This window comes from Streptomyces sp. LBL (genome assembly GCF_029893585.1).
Lineage (GTDB): Bacteria > Actinomycetota > Actinomycetes > Streptomycetales > Streptomycetaceae > Streptomyces.
This window is the reverse complement of the sequence record NZ_JARXYX010000008.1, coordinates 54,912-78,103: the sequence shown is the minus strand read 5'-3', so window position 1 is coordinate 78,103 and position 23,192 is coordinate 54,912. Positions and strand designations below refer to the sequence as shown.

The window sequence follows — 23,192 nt, the reverse complement described above, 5'->3', positions numbered from 1 at the left end:
CTCTCCACGTCACACGCTGTTCTCCTGCGGGTGCGGCGTGATGTCGAAGCCGGGGGCGCCCGGGACCGCGTCGAGCAGCGCACGTGTGTAGGCGTGCTGTGGACGCTCGTAGAGATCCGCGGCCGTACCGTGTTCCACGATGTCGCCGCGGTACATCACCATGACGTCGTCACTGACGTGCCGGACGACGGCCAGGTTGTGCGAGATGAACACCATGGTCAGACCGAGTTCCTCGCGCAGTTTCGCGATGAGGTTGAGGATCTCCGCCTGGACCGAGACATCGAGCGCCGAGGTGATCTCGTCCGCGATCACGACCTCCGGGCCGAGGATCAGTCCGCGGGCGATCGCAACCCGCTGGCGCTGTCCCCCCGAGCACTCGTGGGGATACCGGTGGATGGTGTCCGCCGGCATCCTGACCATGTCGAGCCAGTGCACGACCTCGTCCTGGTGCTTCTTGACGTGGGCGTGCCGCGGGTCCACCGCTTCGGCGAGTGCCTCCCCGACGGTCCGACGGGGATCGAGCGAGGAGTAGGGGTCCTGCGGGATCAGCTGGACCTTGCGCCGCAGTGCCTCACGGTCCGCACCGCGGGTGGCGAACACGTCCGCGCCGCTGATCCGCACGCTCCCCGCGGTCGGCCGGAGCGTGCCGGTCAGCGCCTTCGCCAGCGTCGATTTGCCCGATCCGGATTCGCCGACGACACCGACGGTGCGTCCCGCGGCGACATCCATCGAGATTCCGTGGAGGATGCGTGTCGCACTCCGTCCCCAGCCGTAGCTCACTTCGAGGTCGCGGACCTCGACAGTCGCCGCTTCCTCAGCCATGTGCGTGCTCCTTCGTCGCGTCCGGGGCCCAGGACATGCCGGGCAGCTTCGCCACGGGACTGCCGATGTCCGGCGTGGCTCCGAGGAGGGCCCTCGTGTAGGGATGGCGGGCGGATTCCACCGTCAGGTCCGCTGCGGCGATCTCCTCCACCACCTCGCCGTGGTACATGACGATCACGCGATGACACAGGGCGCGTACCACGCCGATGTCGTGCGAGATGAACATGATCGAGGTGCCGAAGCGGCTGTTGACGCGACCCAGTTCGCGCAGGATCTCCGCCTGGACCGTCACGTCCAGAGCCGTGGTCGGTTCGTCGGCGATGATCAGGTGAGGATCGGTCGCCAGTGCTGCCGCGATCATCGCGCGCTGTCGCATGCCGCCCGAGAGTTCGTGCGGATACTGCTTCATACGGTCTTCCGGTTCCGTCATGTGCACCACCCGCAGCGCGTCCACGATCCGGCGCTTCGCCTCCTGCCTGTCGTGCCCCTTGTGGGTGCGCAGCACCTCGGTGAGCTGGGTGCCCATGCGCAGTGCCGGGTTGAACGTGGAGCCGGGGTCCTGGTAGACGAGGCTGACCCGGTCGGCCAGCAGACCTGGTGGGACGGGCCTCAGAAGATCGAGGTCGCCCAGGGCCATGCGACCGCAGTCCGAGGTGAGGCCGTCGGGCAGGAGTTGCGCGAGCGCCATCGCGGTCAGGGTCTTCCCGGACCCGCTCTCTCCCACGATCCCGACGATCTCGCCCTTCCTGATGCCGAACGAGATGCCCTTGACCAGCGCCTTGTCGCCGTGGTGAATCCACAGCCCCCGTACGTCGACGAGATGCCCGGCCTGCTCGTCCCCCGAGACCGGTGTCTTTTGCCCCGCGTCGCGCGCGTTCGTCCGGCCGGCGGTCTTCCGCCCCGCTCGTGGGTTGGCCGCGGCGGCGAGCCCGTCGCCGATCAGCACGGCGGCGAGGCCGGTCACGATCACGAGAACCGCCGGACCCACCATCTGGTACGGCCGGTCCGCCAGCAGCGACGGCAACGCCTCGCTGAGCAGCTTTCCCCAGTCGTACGAGGGCGCCTGGACGCCGATGCCGACGAACGAGAGGGCGGACAGGGCCGTGAGGGTGCTGGCGAACGTCGACGCCGAAAGCACCAGAAGCGGCTCCGCCATGTTGGGCAGCATGTGCCTCAGCACGATCCGCGGCCGGCTCACCCCGAGCAGGCGCGCGGTCGAGATGTACTCGTGCTGGGAGACCTTCGCGGCGAGGTTCGCGGTGAGACGTGCGAAGTAGGGGATACCGGCCACTCCGATGGCGATCACCACCGAGGAACCCCCCGCGCCCAGGACCGCCGCGACGACGAGGGCGAGAAGCAGCGCGGGGAAGGCGACCATCGCGTCGATCACGCGAAGGCAGATCTCCCGGGCGCGGGCCGGCATGAGCCATACGCCGGTGCCCAGACCGACGCCAAGGATGACCGCGATGGCCGTGGCGCCCACCGTCATCACCAGGGTCAGACGGGTGGCGACCAGGCTGCGCAGCAGCATGTCGTGACCGGCGGCGTCGGTTCCGAGCCAGTGCCCGGACGAGGGAGCGGCGAACCGGCTGCCCATTTCGTTCGCCCCGTCGGTGAAAAGGACGGGTGCCAGTACGGCGATGAGGACGATGACGCCCAGCAGCGCCAGACCCAGGACGAGTCCGGGGTTCGCCCGGTGCCGTCGGTTACGCGGAGACATGCGAACCCCCGAGGGTGCGTCGGTCGATCAGCCCCAGCAGCACGTCGACGAGGAGATGGACCAGCGCCGCGATCATGCCGATGACGATCACCATGCCCTGGATGACCGGGTAGTCCCGGTCGAGGATGGCCTTGATGATGCCGCTGCCGAGGCCCGGCAGCGCGAACACCGACTCGATGACGATCGCTCCGCCGATCATCCCCGTCAGGATGAGCCCGCTCAGGGTGAGCGTGGTGGTGAGAATGTTGGGCAGCGTCCACTTCACGTACCGCTTGAGGGCGGGCAGACGCCAGCCACGCGCGGTTCTCGTGTAGTCCTGGTCGAGCACGACCGCCGTCTCGCGGCGGACGACCCGGGCAACGGTGCAGATCGGGCCGATCACGATCGACGCGACGGGAAGGATGAACGACTGGGCCCCGAAGCGGGGCGTGTACGCGGGGGGATAGAGCGGCACCACCCCGATGCCCACGGCGAACATCACGACGAGGAACGACGCCATGATGTAGCCCGGAATCGCGTCGAGGAAGCCGGTGATCACTCCGAACACCGTGTCCAGCCACCCGCGCCGCCCGCCCTGCGTCAGCACCCCGACGGTCATGCCCAGCGGAATCGAGACCAGCAGCACGATGACGATTCCGGCCAGTGCGATGGTCGCCGTGAAGGGGAGCCGGTTGAAGACGATCGTCTCCACGGGCTGCCGGTACATGAACGACGTGCCGAGGTGCCCGGAGAGGACGTTTCCGGCGTAGTCCAGGAACCGCTGCCCGAGCGGTCGGTCGAGTCCGAGTTCGACCCGGACGCGTGCGATGTCCGCAGAATCGGCGTTGGCGCCCGCGATTCCCGCCGCCGGATCGCCGGGAATGAGCTGGACGATCAGGAACGACACGACGAGGAGCGAGACGAAGACCGCGGCGAGGCCGATCAGCCGCCGGACGGCGAACCCGAGCCAGGGCGAGGAGAGGTGCGGGAGGCGGTGCGGACGTGCCGGGAGCTCCGCGGAACTGAGAGAACTCATGATCTGGGCGGCCTTCCAGCTATTCGGTGATGCGGAGGGTGGCGGCGTCGAGGTAGTCGTCGAAGGCGCGGACGGAGAACCCCTTGGCGACGATCGTGGTGTTCGGCACGGTCGACAGCGGAACCGCGTCGACCCGCTGCAGGAAGGACTTCTGCGCCGACGCGAAGGCGGCGCACTGTGCGGCGGGGTCGACCTTGCTCATGGCCTGCTCGACGGCCTTGTACCCCTCGTCGTTGACGAGCCCCATCTTGTTGCGGCCGCCGTCCTCGGTCGCCGGGCCCATGACGCGCAGCAGGGAGGAGGTGAGCGTGCCCATGACGTTGTTGTCGCCCTGGACGTTGATGTCCCAGTCCTTGCCGCCCGCGGTGGTCACGGTGGCCCAGTTGGTGTTGTCGAGGGAGTCGACCTTGACGGTGGCGCCGGCTTTGCGCAGTGCTTCGGCGATGTAGTCGTTGCCGCCGCGGAGCAGGGTGGTGCCCACGATGTGGACGCGGACCCCGGCCAGCTTCTTGGCCGCGGCGGCGGGGTCGGTGGCCGCCAGCAACGACTTGTCGGTGTTGACGCAGGGGACCTTGGCCGCCGCGACCGAGCTGATCGTGCTGCCGCGCTTGCCACTGACGATGTCGCTGAAGGCCTGTGCGTCGACGGCCTGTGCCACTGCCTTGCGCAGATCGGGCCGGTCCGCGAACGCGGTCCCGGAGCGCTCGTTGAACATCAGATACGTCGTGGTGTTCGACGTGAGGGAGGTGGTGAACTTCGCGTCACCGTCGAACCGGGACGCGTTGACGTCGACGATCACGCCCACGTCCAGGCTGCCGGAAAGCAGCTGGGTGGCGATCGTCGAGTAGTCGGTGATCGGGGTGAGGTCGATGTTTTCGGCGGGCTTTCCCTGCAGGGGCTTGGCGAACTTCGGCCAGGCCGTGTAGTCGCGCCTCAGTGCCAGCTTGTACGCGACGGCCGGCTGGGACGAGGCCAGGGTGTAGGGGCCGGAGAAAGCCCCCTTCACCTTGCCGGTCGCGAGTTTCCCGGGGTCGGCCAGGCCGGCCGGGCACACGATCCCGGCCTGCGGAAGGCTCAGCCCGGTCAGGAAGTCCGCCCAGGGAGCGGACAGCGTGGCCCGCACCGTGCCCGCCCCGTCGTCGGCCGTGAACGTCGCCGTCGCCGGGCCCAGTGCCAGCGTGCGGCCCGACGACCCGGTCTTCGGAGAGGCGAACCGCGTCAGTGACCGTGCCACCACCGACGGCGTGAGCGCGCTGCCGTCCGAACAGTTCAACCCCTTGCGGATGTCGAAGGTGTAGTGCGCGGCGTCGACCGCCTTCCACTTCGACGCGATGCCGCCCACCAGGCGGTTGCCGGAGTCCTTGCGCACCAGGGTGTCGAACAGCAGCCGTGTCACCGTGTAGTCGTCGCCGCCCTTCGCCAGCGCCGGATCGAAGGTGGCCGGATCGGTGTTCAACGACATGTTGATGGTGTCCGTCGATCCCTTCGCGGCATCCTCACTCACCCCGCAGCCGGCGACACCCAGCCCCAGTACGGACACCACCGCCAGCACAGCACGCGTCGAACGCATCCGTTGCCTCCCAAACCCATGGCCAAAAAACGATGGCCGGAGCCTAAGCCGCGCGCATCCTTCCGAGTCGTTGCGGAGCACACCGCGCAAGGAACCGGGAAATCGCGCGGTTCTGGTGCACGGTCCTTCCAAAAGTCCGGGTCGCCGGGTTTCTGGCTGGTTTCGGATTGCCGCTGTTTCCGACGCCGAGCCGCACCGATGCCGTGGACGCCGGCACGCGCAGCGCTTTGCAAGGATCAAGAGTCCGGATGCATGCTGCCGTGCATGGTCGACACGTTGGACGCCCAGATCCTCAATGCGCTCCAGATCCATCCCCGGGTCTCGTGGGCCCAGCTCGGGAAGATCCTCCGCGTCGACCCCTCGACCATTTCGCGGCGATGGTCGACTCTCACCAGCCGGCGGCAGGCCTGGACGAGCTGTTCCGAGGGCGACGCGACACAACTCCGCGAGGAGATGATCTCCGCGTTGGTCGAGATCAGCTGCGCCCCGGGCCGGCGGGAACACGTGATCGGTGAGCTCGGCGGACAGGGATCCGTCTCCAGCGTGAACTGCACCTCGGGACCCCGTGACCTCTACATCATGATCTCGACCGACAGCCTGCTCTCCATGGACCGGTACATAGACGAGCGCATCGCGGTGATTCCTGGCATCGTCGGCCTGCGCACCCACTATTTCCGAAGGATCTTCTTCGAGGGTTCGAGCTGGCGGCTGCATGCACTCTCCAAGGAACAGGTCAAGGCACTGCACGACCTCCGGCCGTCCGACCCTCCCAAGACGCGTAAACCCCTCCACCGGGCCGTCGTCGCCGCACTGGGGGCGGACGTCCGTCGAAGTGCCGCCGACATGCAGCCGGAGCTGGGCCGATCCCTCTCCATGATCTCGCGGGACATCGACGCGGTACTCGCGGCGAACTGGGTCACGTGGCGAGTGGACTTCTCACATTCCCTCATGGGCTGGTCGGCGGCGGCCGCGTTGTGGCTCGACGTCCAGCCCTCGGACCTGGAGCGCGTCGTCGGCTCGCTGCGGCTGCTGAACCATGTGCGCCTGTGCGCCTCCGTGACCGGTGACGCCAACCTCGCGGTGTTCCTCTGGGTGCGCGGCCTGTACGAGGTCGACGAGATCGAGAACCGGCTGACTTCGATCTTCCCCAAAGTGCTGGTCAAAGACCGCTGGATCGTGCCAAGGATCGCGAAGCGAGCCGGCCACCTCCTCGATCTCGACGGCCGTCATGTTCGTCTCGTCCCTCTGGGCCATCACCCGGTGTTCGAGGACTGACCGCGTCTGCGTCGACGGCCGACGCTCCTCGGCGATCTCGTGCATCGCAGGTCGGCAATTTCGATGTTCCGTGCCATCGCGCCGCTGCCGGGCACGGATCGGCGGTGCCTCCCATAGCCTCGGCCGGGCGGTCGCACCTGCGGTCGCTGACGGTGGAAACGAGAGGTCAGGCGTGGATTTCGAGCAGCTCACAGCTTTCCGCCGGGAACTGCACCGCAACGCGGAGCCCGCATTCCTGGAAATCGGGACGGCGACCCGGATAGAACGAGAGCTCGACGGACTCCCGGTGCGCGTCCTCACAGGAAGGGCCGTCCAGGACCTCTCACCGGTGGTCAACTTCCCGTCCGAGGCCACCCTCGACGAGTGGGCGGCTCGCGCGGTGGACTCCGGTGTCCCGGAGGAGCGGGCCCGGTACTTCCGTGACAACGGCACCGCACTCGTCGTGGACCTGATGGGCGCCCGTCCAGGACCTCGCTGGGGCCTGCGCGTCGACATGGACGCGCTCCCGATGCGTGAATCGGCCGATGCGGGTCATTTCCCGGTGGCGAACGGCTTCGCCTCGACGAACGGCGCGATGCACGCCTGCGGCCATGACGCGCACACCACCATCGGCGTCGGCCTTCTCCACCGGCTGACGGACCGCGACTTCGCGGGCTCACTGCGCATCTTGTTCCAGCCCGCCGAGGAGGGGGTCCGGGGAGCGCAGACGATGATCGACGCCGGGGCGGCCGACGACATCGACCACATGCTCGCCGTGCACATGGCCGGAGACATGGCGGTCGGTGGGGTCGTGGGGAGCTTCACCGGCGGCCTGGCGACCAGGAAGCTGAAAATCGACTTCGTGGGCAAGGCCTCGCACGCGGCCGGCGCACCGGAAGCCGGCCGCAACGCGCTGCTCGCGGCATCGACGTCGGCACTGGGCATCATGGGGCTCCCGCGCTTCAGCTCGGCGGACACCCGGCTCAACGTCGGCACCCTCGTCGCCGGTGACGGGGTGAACATCGTGCCCTCCTCGGCGGTGATGACCTGTGAGGCCCGGGCGAGCGACGACGAGGTGGTCGACGAGCTGGTCGACCGGGTCCGGGCGATCGCGGAGGGGGCGGCCCTGGCACAGGGTGTGCGGGTGAACATCGCCCTCATGGGACAGTCGGCGACCGTCGCTCCCGACGACGAGCTGATCGACCTCATCGTCAAGGCGGCCGAGACCCATCGCGAGGTCACCGAGATCGTCCGGACCCAGGTGCTCGCCGGCAGCGACGACGCCAACCTGCTCATCCGGCACGTCCAGCGGCGCGGTGGCATGGGCGCGTACCTGATGGTCGGAGCGGGGAGTCCGGGCCCCCATCACAGCGAGACCTTCGACGTCGCGGAGGAGTCGATCCCGATCGCGATCGACATCCTCGAATCGCTTCTCCGCGGCTGACAGCGCCGCCTGGAAACGCACGGCAACGACCTCGCCGACGCAAACCGGTCATGTCCGTGGCTCGTTGAGGTGATGTTGCGGGGAGTCGGCGGAGCAAGGTCCATGAGCCGCTAGTATCACGGTGTGATTACGGCCTGGTTACTCCCGTGCATAGTGCGGGCCCGTGTTTCTGCGGGCCCGCTGCTTCGCGTGCTGGCCATGGCTGTGCTGTTGTCCGGCGTCGGGTTCACGCACGGACTGAGTACCGAGAGTGTCAAAGGACACCTGGTGACCAGCGCGGTCGCGCCTGCCGTCGCAGCGCACGAGGAAGCTCCCGCCGCTGAGGGCGAGGCAGTGGTGTCCCGGCTGATCGCGATAGGTGACCCGGATGACGGCCACGGCTCCTCACACCCGAGTGAGCACTGCCTCTCGGGGCAGCCGCAGCAGGGCCCGGTGCTGACACCGCCGAGCTGTGCGGTGGCGGTCAGCGAATCGGCCGTCATCGGGCGCGTCCTGGACAAGCCGGGTGCCAACGAGTCGGTGCTGCCTGTCACGTCGTCGACAGCCGTGAGAATGTCCGTGGTTCAGCAGGTCTAGAAGCCGGAGCCCCCTTCGTCTTCCGGCCGTTCCGGCCATGCCCGTCACCGGCTCATGGTGAGGGGATGGTTCACCGGCTCCCGCACGACGAGCAACGGGTTCGCGCACCTCAACGTGGCGCCGACTCCGGATCGTCGATGCCGTCCTGCCCCCCACCCCCCCCTTGCTCGCCCCTGCTCCGCCGCGGCTGCCGTCCTTGCCGAAGAAGGAGCCGGCGCACGGAGGACCTGTGCCGACACATTCCAGAACACCCGTGTACCCCCTACGGACCGAGCCCGACTCGCGTCGGCCGCAGCCGTTCGTGGCTCTGTTGTCCGGCGTCCTGCTCGTGGTGATCGGCCTGTGCGGCGTTGCACATGGGCAGTTGGCAGGGCCGGACCGCCCGGTACCCGCGGTGGCCACGGCATCGGGTGCCTGGTCGGCGGTGGCGAGCGAAGCGACGCCCTATGTGCCGCACGGACACCACGGGAACGAGCACTGCGCCCTGGACGAGGCCGCCCGGACGACGACCCAGGCCGCTCAGCATCCTCCTGCCGACGCAGGCGCGACCCTGCCCGTCGGCGTCTTCGGGGTGCTGGTCACTGGCTTCGTTCACCGTCGGCCGTATCGCTTGCGCACCCGGCACACGGGCAGAACCGCGCTGGTCCGCACCTCGCGGTGGCGCATCTAGACCTCCCGCCAGCAGCCGGCATCGCACGGCTGCCGCGCCACGGCTCCCCACCTCGGACCGACAACGAACGTCCGCCGTGTGGCCGTGGCGCGAGATGAGCACGCCACCGCGCATTCATCGAGCGAGAGCGAAAGACATGCAGTCACTCACGAACACCGCTGCCCTGCCCGACCGGTCGGCCCTGTCGGCGCTGGTGGGCAACACGCCTCTGCTGCGGGTGTCCCAGCCGCTGACACCCCCGGACCGCGGCTTCTGGGCGAAGCTGGAGGGCTTCAACCCCGGCGGCATCAAGGACCGGCCCGGTCTGCACATGGTGAAGCGGGCCCGCGCCCGCGGCGATCTGCGCCCCGGCGCCCGCATCATCGAGTCCACGAGCGGCACCCTCGGACTCGGCCTGGCCCTGGCCGGAATGGTCTACGGCCATCCCGTCACCCTGGTCACCGACCCGGGCCTGGAGACGTCCATGACCCGGCTGCTCACCGCGTACGGCGCCCAGGTCACCGTGGTCTCCGAGCCCCATCCCACCGGCGGCTGGCAGCAGGCCCGCCGCGAGCGCGTCCAGCATCTGATGACACAACACCCCGAATCGTGGTGCCCGGACCAGTACAACAACCCGGACAACACCACCGCCTACACCCCGCTCGCCCTGGAACTGGCCACCGAACTCGGCCACATCGACGTCCTGGTGTGCAGCGTGGGCACCGGCGGGCACTCCGCCGGCGTCTCCCGGGTGCTGAAGCAGCTTTATCCCGGGCTGAAGGTGGTCGGCGTCGACACCATCGGCTCCACGATCTTCGGCCAGCCGGCCCGGCCGCGGCTGATGCGGGGCCTGGGGTCCAGCATCTATCCCCGCAACGTCGCCTACGACGCCTTCTCGGAGGTCCACTGGGTGAACCCGGCCGAGGCGGTCTGGACCTGCCGCCAGTTGGCCGGCTCGCACTACGCCACCGGCGGGTGGAGCGTGGGCGCGGTCGCCCTGGTCGCCGGATGGCTGGCCCGCACCCTCCCCGCCGACACCCGGATCGCGGCCGTCTTCCCCGATGGTCCGCAGCGCTACCTCGGGACGGTGTTCGACGACGACTACTGCGCAGCCCACGGCCTCCTCGACGGCCCTCCCGCTCCCGAGCCCGAGGTGATCGGGAGCGTGGACGAAAAGGAAGTGGCTCACTGGACGCGGTGCACCGCCGTGGTCGACCCGCTCACCCTGGCGTCCGTGGAGGAGAGCCGGTGAAGGGCACCCTCGCACAGGTACGCACCTACGAACGCAGCGTCCAACTGCTGATGGTCAATCAGTTCACCATCAACCTGGGCTTCTACATGCTCATGCCCTACCTGGCCGCGCACCTCTCCGGGACGCTCGGACTGGCCGGCTGGGTCGTCGGACTCGTCCTCGGCGTCCGCAACTTCAGCCAGCAGGGCATGTTCCTCGTCGGTGGGACGCTCGCCGACCGGTTCGGCTACAAGCCGTTGATCATCGCCGGCTGCGTGCTGCGCACGGTCGGTTTCGCGACGCTCGGCCTCGTCGACTCCCTGGCCGCGCTGATCGCCGCTTCCGCTGCCACCGGCCTCGCGGGGGCGCTGTTCAACCCGGCGGTCCGGGCGTATCTCGCCGCCGACGCGGGGGAGCGCAGAGTCGAGGCGTTCGCGCTGTTCAACATCTTCTACCAGGCCGGCATCCTGCTGGGCCCGCTCGTCGGAATGGTGCTGACCGGCGTGGACTTCCGCATCACCTGCCTGGTCGCCGCCGGTATCTTCGCAGTGCTGAGCGTCGTGCAGATCCGTGCGCTGCCCACCCGGCACGCCGACGACGCCAAGGGCGAGGAGAACCAGGACCGCGACGGCGTCCTCACCCAATGGCGGGGCATCCTCGCCAACCGTCCGTTCCTGCTCTTCTCCGCAGCCATGATCGGCTCATACGTCCTCTCCTTCCAGGTCTATCTCGCCTTGCCGCTGGAAGTACGACGGGTCGGCGGGGACGGAGAGTTCGGTACCGCGGCGGTAGCGGTTCTCTTCGCGGTCTCCGGACTCAGCACGATCGTCGGCCAAACCAGGGTGACCGCCTGGTGCAAGGCCCGGTACGAGCCGGGCCAGGCGCTGGCGCGAGGACTGGCCGTCATGGGCCTGGCCTTCGTGCCCCTGCTGTCGGCCACCGCTCTGCCCGTCCCCGGGTCCGGTGCCGGTCTGTGGCTGATGGCCGCGGTACCGCCCACGCTGGCCGCGCTCCTCCTGGCGGTCGGCACGATGATCGCGTACCCCTTCGAGATGGACACCATCGTCCGGCTCTCCGGGGACCGTCTCGTCGCCACGCACTACGGGCTCTACAACACCATCTGCGGGATCGGCATCACGCTCGGCAACCTCCTCACCGGCGTGGCGCTCGACGCGGCCCGCGAGGCGGGGATGCCCGCGCTGCCGTGGATCTGTCTGTGCCTGCTCGGCTTCGCCTGCGCGACCGCCTTGTACGGCCTGCACCGCACCGGCCGCCTGGCGGCCCCGGCAGCAGTGCCGCAGCCCGTCACCGTCTGACCCTCCCTCGCCGAACGAAGGGGGCGGATGCCCGTACGGCATCCGCCCCTGCCTGCTCGCGTCGCTCGCCGAACGTAGGCGCTACCGGCGCCACCGGCGCTACCGGCACTGCTCGGCCCCTTGTGCGGCGGCAGCCGGCTGGGCCAGGCCCGCCGTCCACCCGTCGTCGTCCACCCGCCGAACGTGACCGGCGCTGACGCTGGTCCGGCCCCATGGTGGATCGCACCGGGCCCCGAGGTCGCCACACACACTCCGAGACGGCCGCTGAACTTGGCGTAACCGACCGCCTGGAACGCGGACATCTCCTCGTGCCGGGACTGGATGAAACGGGGCTGGTTGTCGGCCCGCCCCCAGGCGGCGAGCAGACCGTTGATGCCGTTCTCACACAGAACCTGTCGGCGGCGCACCCGCGCCGCCGAGCGGACCGGCTTCCACCACCTGCACACCACCGAAGTCCACCCCCTCACCCCGAGGTTCGGACCACCGGACGGTGACCGCACACGGCCACGCCACGCCCGAAAAGCCTGGAAACCACAGGCACACACAGAGTTCTAGAGACGCTGCAGCCCTACGAGTGACCCCGGCGTCCCCGGAAAACCTGCCCGGTGTTTGCGGCGGGGGGCCGGGGGCAGGCGCACTCTCAGTGCTTCGGACCGGAGGCACGTCCGTGGGAGCGGCCCTCAGCTGCCCAGGACGCGCCTGCTCGATCTGCAGACGCGCTCCCGCGGTGACCGTCCCACCCCAAGCACAACCAAGGGAGTTGCGACGCACATGCCCACTCAAGTGAGCGCGAAGCACCACCCGCACGACGACGCCCCCGACACCGTCGAAGCCTTCCGCACGCTCGCCGAGCTCCCCCCCGGGAGAGCAGCGCGACGCCCTCCGTGGACTGATCGTCGAGGCATGGCTGCCCATGGCGAACCGGCTCGCGGGGCGGTTCCGCAGCCGCGGCGAGAACCTTGAGGACCTGCGCCAGGTCGCGGCGCTCGGCCTGGTCAAGGCCGTCGACCGCTACGATCCCGCGCTCGGCAACGCGTTCGAGAGCTACGCCGTGCCGACCATCACCGGCGAGATCAAGCGGCACTTCCGCGACCACATGTGGACCCTGCATGTGCCGCGCCGGGTCCAGGACCTGCGTAATCGGGTGCGCCTCGCCAGCCAGGACCTGTCCCAGACCATCTCCGGGCGCCGCCCCACAGTCGCGGAGATCGCCGAGCACGCGAGCATGAGCGAGGAGGACGTCCGCGTCGGCCTGGGAGCTCTGGAGAGCTTCACCGCGCTGTCCCTGGACGCGGTACTGCCCGGCAGCGAGGACGGCTACTCGCTCAGCGACGTGCTGGGCTCGTCCGACCCGGCGCTGGACACGGTGGTGGACCGGGAGGCCGTGCGGGACGGGCTCGCGGCGCTGCCCGAGCGGGAGCGGGCGATTCTGTACATGCGGTTCTTCGGGGACATGACCCAGGGCCGGATCGCGGAACAGCTGGGGATCTCACAGATGCACGTGTCCCGGCTGATCAGCCGGTGTTGCGGACGGGTGCGGGAGCAGGTCCTCCGGGATGTGGCGTAGCTCGTGAGGGATGTGAGGGGTGTGAGGGGTGAGTGCGCGGGCAACGGGTGCCGGCCGCGGGCCTGAGTGGACCATGGGGCCTGAGTGGACCACGGGTTGGGTGTATGGGCGGGCCGGTCCGTGTCGGGCGTGGGCGTGGGCGCGGGCCGGTCTGCCTCTCTCACGGGCCCGTGCAACGGCCGGTCTGCCTTTGCCACGGGCCGTGCAACGGCCGGTCTGTCTCTGTCACGGGCCCGCACACCGGCCGGTGCCCGTCGGTCACGGCCTGTCACCCGCTCGGCCGTCGCCGTCCCGCGAATGGTGTCCGGCCGCGCGCGGCCCGGCGGTGGGCGGGCTGTGATGGCTGCGGGGGCACGACCGCCGTGTCCCCGCAGTCGGCCGAAGGAGTCCGCCCTATGCGCCGCAGCGCACGTGCCCTGTCCGCAGCCGTCCTGGCCGGTACCGCCCTGAGCTTCACTGTGCCGACCGTCTTCGCGGAACCGACCGCCGCGGCGGAGTCGGCCGCCGAGGTCAGCCCGAGCGCCGCGTCCCCGGGCGGCAGCGTCACCGTCTCCGTCTCCTGCGATCCGAGCGGCGGTTCCCCGCCCGAGTCGATCACCGCCACCTCGCAGGCCTTCGACCCGGGCAGCGTTCCGCTGAAGCTGGTCTCCGGCAGCGACGACGAGGCCGCGGGCCCGAGGTACAGCGGCACCGCCCTTGTCGCGGCTGCGGTGAAAGCCGAGGACGGTGTGAACGGCGAGGACGGTGGGGCTGGCTTGGAGTCCGGGGCCGGCGGGGCCGGCGGGGCCGGTGGGGCCGGCGTGGAGTCCGGGGCCGGCGTGGAGCCCGAGGCGGGCGTCGAGCCCGAAGCCGGCGTGGAGCCGCCCGAGGCCGGTGTCGGTCAGGACTCCGCCTGGACGGTGGACGGCACCTGTCCGGTGGCGCCCGGCGGGCAGGGCAAGCCGTGGAGCGGCACGTTCACCGTGAGCCGGGGGAGCGCCCCGCCGTGCACTGAGTCGTACGGCAGCTCCTGTGCCACCACCCACCCCTGCACCGAGCCGCACGCCGACTCCTGCGGGGGCGCGGTCATCCAGCGCGGGGCCCGGGCCGGCGAGGGCGGCGCCTTCAGCGGCTCCGTGCCCGCCCTGGTCGCGGGCGGTCTGCTGATCGCGGGCGCGTGCGGCGCGGCCGTCCACCGCCTGTGCCGCAAGGAGCCCGCCGCGGACGACTGACTCGTTCCGGCCCCGCCGCGGACGACTGACCCGTTTCGGCGCCGCCGCTGTCGACCGCCGGCCCACCGCACCGGTCGTGCCCTCGCCTCACGCCGTCGCCGCGTGTGATCCGCGCAACCCGGATCGGCACTCATGGCACCCCGCCTCCCTGGGTACTCACAGCCCGAGGGCACGACCCGCACCGCCCGAGACCCCGCCCGAGCCTTCGGACACGTCGGCGCCGACCGACGGAAGAGACGAGCAGCCCCACAGGCCCGCACGGGCCCGCACACGGAGGTACGGATGCCGCGGACGGACCCGGAAGGCCACGGGCCCGTCCGTTTCGGGCCGCCGCTTCCCGAGGACGGCCTGCCCGTGCTGCCCGAACTGTCCGCCGTACTCGCCGCCGCGGCAGGCCGTGCGGAGAGCGAACCGGTCGGCGGCGGGCCCGCCCTGCTGGAAGCCGCCTGCGGCTACTGGGACCGGCGGGGCCTGCCCACCGAGCCCGACCGGGTGGTGGCCGCCCCCGGCGCCCCCGCCCTGCTGCTGGCGCTGACCGCCGCGCTCGGCGGAGACGTTCTGGTGCCGCGGCCCTGTGCCGCCTGGTGGGCGCCGTACGCACGTCTGTTGGGCAGACCCGTCTTCCATGTGCCGACATCGGCCGAGTCCGGCGGTGTCCCGGACCCGTACGCCCTGCTGGAGACCCTGGGCCGGGTGCGCGCCGAAGGTGGCGATCCGCGGCTGCTCGTGCTGTCCGTCGCCGACGACCCGACCGCCACCGTGGCCCCGCCCGAACTGCTGCACGAGACCGTCCAGGCCGCCGTCGGCGAGGGTCTGCACCTGGTCAGTGACGAGACCTGGCGCGACACGCTGCACGACCCGCACGACACCGTGCTGCTCAGCCCCGCCGAGATGCTGCCCGAGCAGGTCACCGTCGTCAGCGATCTGGCCGGCGCCCTGCTGCCGACCGGCTGGCCGGCCGCCGTCGCCCGCTTCCCCGTGGGCGAGGCCGACGGGGACGGCCTCCACGCGCGCGTGCTCGATGTCCTGACCGCGCTCGGCGCCCGGGTCGCCGCACCGGTCGCTGCCGCGGGTGGGTACGCCCTCGGTGAGCCCGAGCCGGTCACCGCCCGCCGGAGGGCCGCCGTACGGCTGCACGCGCGCGTGGCCGCCGCCGCGCACACCGTCGTCGTCACCGCGGGCGCCGTCGCCCGGCCACCGCAGGCCGGCCGGCACCTCTACGTCGACCTGGACCCCCTGCGGCCCGCGCTCGGCGCGCTCGGCGTCGGTGACGCGCAGGAACTGGAGGACTTCCTCGCCGCCCGGCTCGGCATGCCCGCCCCCGGCGGTCACCGCTTCGGTGACGACCTCGGGGCGCTGCGCGTGCGGTTGTCCACCGGCCCGCTGCTGGGCGGGGGGACGGACGAGCAGGCCGCGGAATGCCTCGACGCACCCGCGCCGTTGGAACTGCCACATGTGCAACGCGGGTTGACCCTTCTGGAATCGATCTTCGACGACCTCCGCGACGATCTCCGCGACGACGCAGGGCGATGGGAGCCTCCTCGATGACGCAGCAGTCCGAGTCGACCACGAGCACGCCCTCCCGGGAAGCCGATGCTCCGGCGGCCTCGACACCCTTCGCGCCGCCTGCCGCGCCCCGCCCCGTCGGCGAGCGACGGGTGTGGCCGCGGACCTTCCACGACCGTCTCACCGCCCCGCTGCCCGGCCTCAAGTCCATGGCCCGCTTCGCCCGCGAGGGCTCCATCCGCCCCGGCCGGGAGGGCCTCGCCGACATCCCCGGACTGCCCTTCGCACCGGGCCCGCTGCCCCGGGTGGACACGCGCACGGTCGCCGTCTCGTGGGCGGGGCACGCCAGTTGGGTGGTGCAGATCGGCGGGCTGACCGTCCTCACCGACCCGGTCTGGTCCCGCCGCATCCTCGGCACCCCGGCCCGCATCACCCCGGTCGGCGTCGCCTGGGATGCTTTGCCGCGCGTCGACGCCGTCGTCATCAGCCACAACCACTACGACCACCTGGACGCGCCCACGCTGCGCCGACTCCCGCGCGACACCCCGGTGTTCGTTCCCGCCGGGCTCGGCCGCTGGTTCCACCGCCGCCGGTTCACCCGCGTCACGGAGCTGGACTGGTGGGAGGCGGCCGAACTGCATCCGCGGGGCGCAGCGCCAGGCGCCTCGGTCGAGGGTGGTGGTGGGCGACGGGCGGGAGTCCGCTTCGACTTCGTCCCCGCCCACCACTGGTCCAGGCGGAGTCTCACCGACACCTGCCGCACCCTGTGGGGCGGCTGGGTCCTCACCGCTCCGGACGGACAGCGCGTCTACTTCGCGGGGGACACGGGATACGGCCACTGGTTCGCCCGCATCGGCGAGCGCTACCCCGGTATCGACCTCGCCCTGCTGCCCATCGGCGCCTACGACCCCCGCTGGTGGCTCCGCGACGTCCACTGCGACCCGGAGGAGGCGGTCCGCGCCGCCCAGGACCTCGGGGCCCGGCGGATGGCCCCTATGCACTGGGCCACGTTCGTCCTGTCGGCGGAGCCGGTTCTGGAGCCGCTCACCCGGGTGCGGGCGGCCTGGCAGAAGGCGGGACTGGACCGGGACGACCTGTGGGACCTGCCGGTGGGAGGCTCCCGGGTGCTGCCCCTGAGTCCCCTACACCCCTGAGTCCCCTGCGCCCCTGATGCGTCTTGATACCCCTGATGATCCCTTGAACCCCCCTGAGCTACTGCGCGGCGGGCTTCCGGACCCTCTTCCACACACTCGGCGCCGCGCCGACCACCACGGTCAGCGCCACCGCCGCGACCACACCCTCCCAGGGCTCCCTGAAGAGCGACCCGCCGAGGATCCCGATCAGCTGATACGTCACGGCCCAGGCCAGACACGCCGGCAGATTCCCCCGGGCGAACCTCCGTATCGGCCACTTCGCCATCAGACAGGCGAGCATCACCGGTATTCGACCGGCCGGCACCAGCCGGGACAGCACCAGCACCGCCACCCCATGGTCGGCGAGCTTCTCCTGGGCCTGTGCGAGCCGGTCCTCGGGGGCGCGTGAGCGGATCGCCTCCAGCCAGCGCGAGCCGTTCTTCGACTTCATGCCGCGCCGTCCCAGCCAGTACAGGGCCATGTCACCGAGGAACGCGGCCGTCGAGGCCGTCACGAACACCAGCGCCGGCGCGTACGGCGCCGCCTGGTGGACGGACACCACGGCGGCCGAACTCACCAGCGCTCCGGTCGGCACGACCGGCACCAGCGCCCCGAGCAGCACCAGCACGAACAGCGTCGGATACCCGATGGCCTGCTGGGTGGAGGCCGGTGTCACGCCCGTCAAGGCGGCGGCGAGCGAGCTCATCGGGCGACCTTCAGCCGCACGCTCTCCCCGTGCACGAGCCGGTGCACCGCCACCTGCGGAGCGCGTTCGGCCGCGAGGCGCACGAACTCCTCGCCCGGCGCGTGGAACTCGTGCGGGCGTACGGCGTCCATCCCGATCGGCCAGTACGTGCCGTAGTGCACCGGCACCGCGCTGAGCGGCCGGAGCCGGGCCAGAGCCTCCGCGGCCCGCCCCGCGTCCAGGTGGCCCTCACCGAGGTAGGGCCCCCAGCCGCCGACCGGCAGCAGGGCCACGTCGATCGGCCCGACCTCCTTCGCCATCTCGTCGAACAGGCCGGTGTCCCCGGCGAAGTAGGTGCGGGCCTCGCCTTCGACGACGTACCCGAGAGCGGGGGAGCGGTGCGGCCCGAGCGGCAGCCGCCGTCCGTCGTGCTGGGCGGGCACCACCCGTATCAGCAGGTCGCCGACGCGGGTCTCGTCCCCGGGCGCCACCTCACTCACATCGAGGTGGACGAGCCGGCGCAGCCCCGGTACCGCGCGTCGTGCGCCCCGGGGCACGAGCAGGCGCGTGCCCGGCGAGAGCCGCGCCAGCGAGGGAAGGTGCAGATGGTCGGAGTGCAGATGGGAGACCAGCGCCACGTCGGCACGCCAGGCTCCGGGCGGCGGCAGCGCACCCTGGCGGCGCCGCAGATGCGCCAGCCGACGAGTGAACAGAGGATCGGTGAGCACACGGACGTTCGACTCCTCGATCGTGCAGGTGGCGTGACCCCACCAGGTGATCTCCACCGGCACCTCTTTGCCTCCTTCGCGCGACTCCCCCGAAGCCTACGGGCAGGAGTAGGGTCGGCGACGAAACCCGGAGGTGAGGGGGGACTTCATGGGACAGGTACGCGGTGCCCTCGGCCCGCCCGGACCGTTACGCGTCACGGCGATCGCCAGCCTGACGCCCCTGGAGGAGCTCGACGACGACCCCTTCCTGGTGGACTCCCGCAGCCAGCACGCGATGTGCGCCCGCTGGGCCGCCGAGCGGGGCTACGTCGTCACCCGGGAACTCCTCGTGCGTGCGCTGCGCCCCGACCACGGCGTCCTGTGGGAGGGCGTGCGGCCCGGCCGTGACCTGTTCGTCGCGCCGAGCCTGCGGGTGCTGCGCAGCGCGCTGTCGTCGGTCGACGAGTTCACCGCCGAGTGTGCCCGGCGCGGCGTGCGGGTGGAGACGGTCGGCCACGCGGAGCCGTCGTACGACGCCCAGATGAAGGCACGGGTGCACCGGCGGCTGTCGATGCCGACGGCCGGGTACGACGGACGCTGAGCGCTCCACCCGTACTGCAACACCGCACCCAACGCACCCACCGCACGCACGTCGCCGAGCGTGCCTGGCAGACCCGCGGCGGCCGGCCGCGGAAATCCCGGTGGGGAATCCCGGTGGGGGATTCCGGTGGGGGATTCCGGCGGAAAAAGCATATGACAGGCTTGGCTCACGCCCGCAGCGACGACGGGCCGGGACGTGAGGTGGGCGGGGCGTGCGTGCAGGGCGTTGGCGGCGGGTCGTCAGTCAGATCGGGCGGAGTGTCGCGGTGTGGGGGGTCTCCACCCTGACGATGCTCGTACTGGCGGGCATCCTGCCGGACTTCAGGCTCCAGTCCGCCGACGGCGACAGCGCCACCCGGATCGCCGTCACCGCCGCGTTCGGCGCCGGCGCCTTCGGTCTCCTGTCGGCCCTGGTGTGGCCCCTTCTCGTACGGCTGCTGCTGCTCGTGCCCGCGCTCGTGCTCGGGCTGCTGGTGTTCTTCCTCAACGGCGCGCTGCTGGTGCTCGCGCTGCGGCTGAACCCCGCCGAGCAGGGCGACGCCGCCCCGGAGACCGCGGTCGTGGTCGCCGCCGTGATGTCCGCGGTCGCCTCCGCCACGGGCGCCGCGCTGGCCGTCCGCGATGACGACGCCTACCGGCGCCGCCTGTACCGTCTCGCCGACCGCCGCCGCCGTTCCGGCCCGGCGGCCCCCATGACCCCCGGCACCGTGTTCATACAGCTCGACGGCGTGGGCCACGACGTGCTGCTCGACGCGGTCGGCAAGGGTGTGATGCCCACGGTCGCCCGCTGGCTAGGCGTCAGTGAGACCGACGGCGAGACCGACGGCGGCAACTACGGTGGCAACGACGGCGAGAGCGCGGTCGGCGGCGCGGCCGCCGGCCGCAAGGCCACCCACCGGCTCACCCCCTGGCACACCGACTGGTCCAGCCAGACCGGAGCCAGCCAGCTCGGCATCCTGCACGGCAGCAACCACGACGTCCCCGCCTTCCGCTGGTACGAGAAGGACCGCGGTGAGGTCATGGTCTGCAACCGCCCCACCAGCGCCGCCGAACTCCAGCGTCGTGCCGTCCAGGCCACCGGCGACGGCGGACTGCTCACCCTGGACGGCGCCAGCCGCGGCAATCTGTTCTCCGGCGGCGCCGACGAACTGGCCCTGGTGCTGTCCATAGCCACCCGCCGCCGCAGCCGCGAAACCCGCTCCAGAGCGGGCTACTTCGCCTACTTCTCCGACCCGGCCAACTCCGTGCGCACCGCCATGTCCTTCGTCGCCGAAGTCGGCCGCGAGATGGGCGAGTCCACCCGGACCCGCTTCCGCAAGGTCCGCCCCCGGGTGAGGCGGGGCGGCCTCTACCCGTTCATCCGCGCCTTCGCGACCGTCGTCGAACGCGATGTCGTCGTCGCCTCGGTGAGTGGCGACCTGCTCGCCGGGCGCACCGCCGTCTACGCCGACCTCGTCGCGTACGACGAAGTGGCACACCACTCCGGGCCGATGAGCCGGGACGCCGAGAAGGTCCTCGAGCGTCTCGACCGGTCCCTCGCGCTGATCGAGAACGTCGCCGACCACGCCCCCCGCCCGTACCGGATCGTGGTGCTCTCCGACCACGGGCAGAGCCCCGGCGAGACCTTCCGCACCCGCTACGGCCTCACCCTGGGCGACCTGGTGCGGGCCGGCTCCGGGCTGCCCGTGCCGCGCCGGGCGCGGCGTACCCACAGCGGTGCCGAGGCCCGCGCGGCCGTGCGCGCCGCGCTGCGCCGGCCCGTCGAGGAGGGCCGCGAGCAGTACCGGCCCTCCCGCCCGGCGGAGCCGGTCGTGCTGGCCTCCGGCAACCTGGGCCTGGTCTCCTTCCCCGACGTGCCGCACCGGATGACCAAGGAGGAGATCGACGCCCGCCACCCCGCCCTGCTGGCGACGCTCGCCAATCACCCCGGCATCGGCTTCCTGCTGGTCCGCAGCGAGTCGCACGGCGGGGTCGTCCTCGGCCCGTTCGGCGCGGAGATCCCGCTCGACGAACTCGACGAGAACCCGGGCCCGCTCGCGGACTTCGGGCCCGGCGCCGCCGCCGCGGTCCGCCGCACCCACTCCTTCCCGCACACCGCAGACATCATGGTCAACTCCTGGTACGACCCGGCCGAGGGCGAGGTCCTCGCGTTCGAGGAGCAGATCGGCTCGCACGGCGGTCTCGGCGGCGCCCAGGGCAGACCCTTCGTGCTGTCGCCGCTCGTCCTGTCCGCGCCCGTCGAGGGCGGGACGGAACTCGTCGGTGCCGAGCACATCCACCGTGTGCTGCGCCGCTGGCTGCGCGAACCGGACGGCCCCCAGGTCCCGGTGGAGGCACAGCCGGAACGACGCGCCGCCTGAATCGACGCCTGGTGCGACGTCCAGTGGGTGCGCCGAGAGCCCGCCCGACCGATCGCGCGGGGAGCCCGGCTGCTGTTCGGTCCGCGTGCGCCGGTCTTGCGAGTGAGCTGGGCCGGAGTGTGATCGGATGGTGCCGTAACCCCGGAACCGGGACCATACGAAAGGAAAGACCGTGGCCACCACGCGCTCCGCACACACCATCTGGGAAGGCAACCTGCTGGAGGGCAACGGGGTCGTCACCTTCGACTCCTCCGGCGCCATCGACGAGCAGCCGGTGACCTGGGCCGCCCGTACCCAGGAGGCGAACGGCAAGACCAGCCCCGAGGAGCTGATCGCGGCCGCCCACTCCAGCTGCTTCTCCATGGCGTTCTCGCACGCCCTCGCCGGGGCCGGCAACCCGCCCACCAAGCTCGTCACCTCCGCCGACGTCACCTTCCAGCCGGGCGAGGGCATCACCGGCATCCACCTCACCGTCGAGGGCGAGGTGCCGGGCCTCGATGAGGCGGGCTTCGTCGCCGCGGCCGAGGAGGCCAAGGTCAACTGCCCGGTCAGCCAGGCCCTGAAGGCCGTACCGATCACGCTGTCCGCGAAGCTCGCCTGAGCCGCGTCCGGGACACGGCACCCGACAGGCCGCCCCGCGCCGGGGCGGCCTGTGCGTGCGCCCGGCCGGTTCGCGGACACCGGTCCGGGTAAGCAGCTGAACGGCGGCGGAAGGACGGGGACGGTGGCAGGAACCTCCAGCGGGACGACGGCACTCGACTCCGCGACCCGTGAACTCACCCGCGCGGTCCTGCTGTTCAGCCTCGACGCCCGGGCCCGCCCGCAGCACTCCGCCTCCGGCCGCTCGTCGACCGGCTCGACTTCGGCCGCTTCGAGCCCCATCTGAGGTCCAGCGAAGCCGTACTGCCCGTACCGGTGCTGACCGTGCCCCTGACTCCCGAGGACCTGCGTCCGCCGGGGTCAGCAGACGCTCCGGCTCCCTCCTGTCCCCGCCCGACGGCCGGCCCGCACCGGTGCCCGCGCCCCGATCCCCGCCCGGGAGCTGACCCGCCGATGCCGCGACGACCCGCCGTGTCCGCGCACCGGGGCGGCTCCGAACACGCCGGCGCAGCCACCTGGGAGGCGTACGAGGACGCGGTCCGCTCCGGCGCCGAGTACGCCGAGTTCGACATTCGCCGTACGGCCGACGGCGTCCTCGTCGTCTTCCACGACCCCCGCGTCGGACCCGCCGGCCCGCCCCTGTCGACGCTCACCCACGCCGAGCTCAGTGAGCGGGCCGGATACGCCGTCCCCGTCGTGGAGGACGTCATGTCCCTGATCGCCGGAAAGCTGGCCGGGCACCTGGACCTGAAGGAGGTGGGGTACGAGCGCGCGGTGATCGACCGGGCGACCGCCCTGCTCGGCACCGACGGCTTCGTCGCCACCACTCTGGAGGATCGTTCCGTGGCGGCCATCGCCCGCGCCTTCCCCCGCGTACGCACGGCCCTGTCCCTGGGCCGCGACCGCCGGGAGATCGCTCCCACCCGGCTGGCGGCCACCCGGCTGAGTGAGCTGCTTCCGATCCGACGGGTCCGGGCCTGCGGCGCCTCCGGGGTCGCCGTCCACCACCGGCTGGCGCGGGCGGGCGTGCTGCGTGAGGCGGCCCGGCACGGCCTGCTCACCATGGTGTGGACGGTCAATGACGACCTGCCGCTGCGGACGTTCCTAGGGGACCCGCGCGTCGACGTCCTGGTCACCGACCGCCCCCGCCGCGCCCTCGCCCTGCGCGTCGGCCGACCCGACGAGCGCCCGGCGGGGTACCAGTCCGAGTAAGGCGGGGTGGGTAC

The 23,192-nt window shown here is 71.4% G+C and carries 20 protein-coding genes and 2 pseudogenes; 15 read left to right on the top strand and 7 right to left on the bottom strand.

What is annotated here, in order from left to right:
* Positions 1 to 9: 9 nt before the first annotated feature.
* From M2271_RS11735 to M2271_RS11720, 4 genes are read right to left on the bottom strand one after another with little or no spacing between them, the layout of a single operon-like run.
* Positions 10 to 822, bottom strand: coding sequence for an ATP-binding cassette domain-containing protein (locus M2271_RS11735; protein WP_280887090.1), 813 nt, complete (start codon positions 820 to 822; stop codon positions 10 to 12).
* The gene (locus M2271_RS11730) at positions 815 to 2,542 is read right to left on the bottom strand and encodes a dipeptide/oligopeptide/nickel ABC transporter permease/ATP-binding protein (protein ID WP_280887089.1); all 1,728 of its coding nucleotides are present in this window, start codon (positions 2,540 to 2,542) and stop codon (positions 815 to 817) included. Before M2271_RS11730 ends, M2271_RS11735 begins: the two co-directional genes overlap by 8 nt.
* Positions 2,529 to 3,557, bottom strand: a complete 1,029-nt coding sequence (locus tag M2271_RS11725; RefSeq protein ID WP_280887088.1) for an ABC transporter permease — start codon at positions 3,555 to 3,557, stop codon at positions 2,529 to 2,531. The genes M2271_RS11730 and M2271_RS11725 overlap by 14 nt, the downstream gene beginning before the upstream one ends.
* 19 nt (positions 3,558 to 3,576) lie before the next feature.
* Complete coding sequence (locus M2271_RS11720) at positions 3,577 to 5,127, bottom strand: ABC transporter substrate-binding protein (RefSeq protein ID WP_280887087.1); 1,551 nt, start codon at positions 5,125 to 5,127, stop codon at positions 3,577 to 3,579.
* Positions 5,128 to 5,391: 264 nt separating this feature from the next.
* Between M2271_RS11720 and M2271_RS11715 the strand changes: the two genes are divergently transcribed.
* The 6 genes from M2271_RS11715 (at position 5,392) to M2271_RS11690 (ending at position 11,597) form a co-directional block, all read left to right on the top strand.
* The gene (locus tag M2271_RS11715) at positions 5,392 to 6,402 is read left to right on the top strand and encodes an Lrp/AsnC family transcriptional regulator (protein WP_280887086.1); all 1,011 of its coding nucleotides are present in this window, start codon (positions 5,392 to 5,394) and stop codon (positions 6,400 to 6,402) included.
* 172 nt (positions 6,403 to 6,574) lie between these two features.
* On the top strand, positions 6,575 to 7,825 hold the full coding sequence (locus M2271_RS11710) for an amidohydrolase (RefSeq protein ID WP_280887085.1): 1,251 nt from the start codon (positions 6,575 to 6,577) through the stop codon (positions 7,823 to 7,825).
* Between the two features lie 267 nt (positions 7,826 to 8,092).
* Positions 8,093 to 8,401 (top strand): hypothetical protein, encoded by a 309-nt coding sequence (locus M2271_RS11705; protein WP_280887084.1) that lies wholly within the window; start codon positions 8,093 to 8,095, stop codon positions 8,399 to 8,401.
* A gap of 301 nt (positions 8,402 to 8,702) precedes the next feature.
* Complete coding sequence (locus tag M2271_RS11700) at positions 8,703 to 9,071, top strand: hypothetical protein (protein ID WP_280887083.1); 369 nt, start codon at positions 8,703 to 8,705, stop codon at positions 9,069 to 9,071.
* Positions 9,072 to 9,207: 136 nt separating this feature from the next.
* Positions 9,208 to 10,302 carry a PLP-dependent cysteine synthase family protein gene (locus tag M2271_RS11695; protein WP_280887082.1) on the top strand — a complete coding sequence of 365 codons (1,095 nt, stop codon included), beginning with the start codon at positions 9,208 to 9,210 and terminating at the stop codon, positions 10,300 to 10,302.
* Positions 10,299 to 11,597: an MFS transporter gene (locus M2271_RS11690; protein ID WP_280887081.1), complete on the top strand. Its 1,299-nt coding sequence runs from the start codon at positions 10,299 to 10,301 to the stop codon at positions 11,595 to 11,597. Before M2271_RS11695 ends, M2271_RS11690 begins: the two co-directional genes overlap by 4 nt.
* A gap of 215 nt (positions 11,598 to 11,812) precedes the next feature.
* Here M2271_RS11690 and M2271_RS11685 read toward each other — a convergent pair.
* Positions 11,813 to 12,004: pseudogene (locus tag M2271_RS11685) on the bottom strand (thiamine pyrophosphate-binding protein); the annotation flags it as partial.
* Positions 12,005 to 12,368: 364 nt separating this feature from the next.
* On the opposite strand from M2271_RS11685, the pseudogene M2271_RS11680 reads away from it, so the two are divergent.
* The 4 genes and pseudogenes from M2271_RS11680 to M2271_RS11665 all read left to right on the top strand — a co-directional run bounded on the left by M2271_RS11680 (position 12,369) and on the right by M2271_RS11665 (position 17,035).
* Positions 12,369 to 13,164: pseudogene (locus M2271_RS11680) on the top strand (RNA polymerase sigma factor SigF).
* A gap of 395 nt (positions 13,165 to 13,559) precedes the next feature.
* Positions 13,560 to 14,375 carry a hypothetical protein gene (locus M2271_RS11675; RefSeq protein WP_280887080.1) on the top strand — a complete coding sequence of 272 codons (816 nt, stop codon included), beginning with the start codon at positions 13,560 to 13,562 and terminating at the stop codon, positions 14,373 to 14,375.
* A 282-nt stretch (positions 14,376 to 14,657) separates the two neighbouring features.
* Positions 14,658 to 15,923, top strand: a complete 1,266-nt coding sequence (locus tag M2271_RS11670; protein WP_280887079.1) for an aminotransferase class I/II-fold pyridoxal phosphate-dependent enzyme — start codon at positions 14,658 to 14,660, stop codon at positions 15,921 to 15,923.
* Positions 15,920 to 17,035, top strand: a complete 1,116-nt coding sequence (locus M2271_RS11665; protein ID WP_280887078.1) for an MBL fold metallo-hydrolase — start codon at positions 15,920 to 15,922, stop codon at positions 17,033 to 17,035. Before M2271_RS11670 ends, M2271_RS11665 begins: the two co-directional genes overlap by 4 nt.
* Before the next feature lie 58 nt (positions 17,036 to 17,093).
* Here the strand turns inward: M2271_RS11665 and M2271_RS11660 are convergent, their stop codons facing one another.
* Together M2271_RS11660 and M2271_RS11655 are read right to left on the bottom strand one after the other, a co-directional pair.
* The gene (locus tag M2271_RS11660) at positions 17,094 to 17,720 is read right to left on the bottom strand and encodes a VTT domain-containing protein (protein ID WP_280887077.1); all 627 of its coding nucleotides are present in this window, start codon (positions 17,718 to 17,720) and stop codon (positions 17,094 to 17,096) included.
* Complete coding sequence (locus M2271_RS11655; RefSeq protein WP_280887076.1) at positions 17,717 to 18,490, bottom strand: MBL fold metallo-hydrolase; 774 nt, start codon at positions 18,488 to 18,490, stop codon at positions 17,717 to 17,719. Before M2271_RS11655 ends, M2271_RS11660 begins: the two co-directional genes overlap by 4 nt.
* 85 nt (positions 18,491 to 18,575) lie before the next feature.
* On the opposite strand from M2271_RS11655, the gene M2271_RS11650 reads away from it, so the two are divergent.
* The 5 genes from M2271_RS11650 to M2271_RS11630 all read left to right on the top strand — a co-directional run bounded on the left by M2271_RS11650 (position 18,576) and on the right by M2271_RS11630 (position 23,178).
* On the top strand, positions 18,576 to 19,007 hold the full coding sequence (locus tag M2271_RS11650) for a hypothetical protein (protein ID WP_280887075.1): 432 nt from the start codon (positions 18,576 to 18,578) through the stop codon (positions 19,005 to 19,007).
* Between the two features lie 211 nt (positions 19,008 to 19,218).
* Positions 19,219 to 21,366, top strand: coding sequence for a phage holin family protein (locus M2271_RS11645; protein WP_280887074.1), 2,148 nt, complete (start codon positions 19,219 to 19,221; stop codon positions 21,364 to 21,366).
* 172 nt (positions 21,367 to 21,538) lie between these two features.
* On the top strand, positions 21,539 to 21,967 hold the full coding sequence (locus M2271_RS11640; RefSeq protein WP_280887073.1) for an OsmC family protein: 429 nt from the start codon (positions 21,539 to 21,541) through the stop codon (positions 21,965 to 21,967).
* 123 nt (positions 21,968 to 22,090) lie between these two features.
* Entirely contained in the window at positions 22,091 to 22,252 is a 162-nt protein-coding gene (locus tag M2271_RS11635; protein ID WP_280887072.1) for a hypothetical protein, read from the top strand.
* Positions 22,253 to 22,419: 167 nt separating this feature from the next.
* Entirely contained in the window at positions 22,420 to 23,178 is a 759-nt protein-coding gene (locus M2271_RS11630) for a glycerophosphodiester phosphodiesterase family protein (protein WP_280887071.1), read from the top strand.
* Positions 23,179 to 23,192 lie beyond the last annotated feature (14 nt).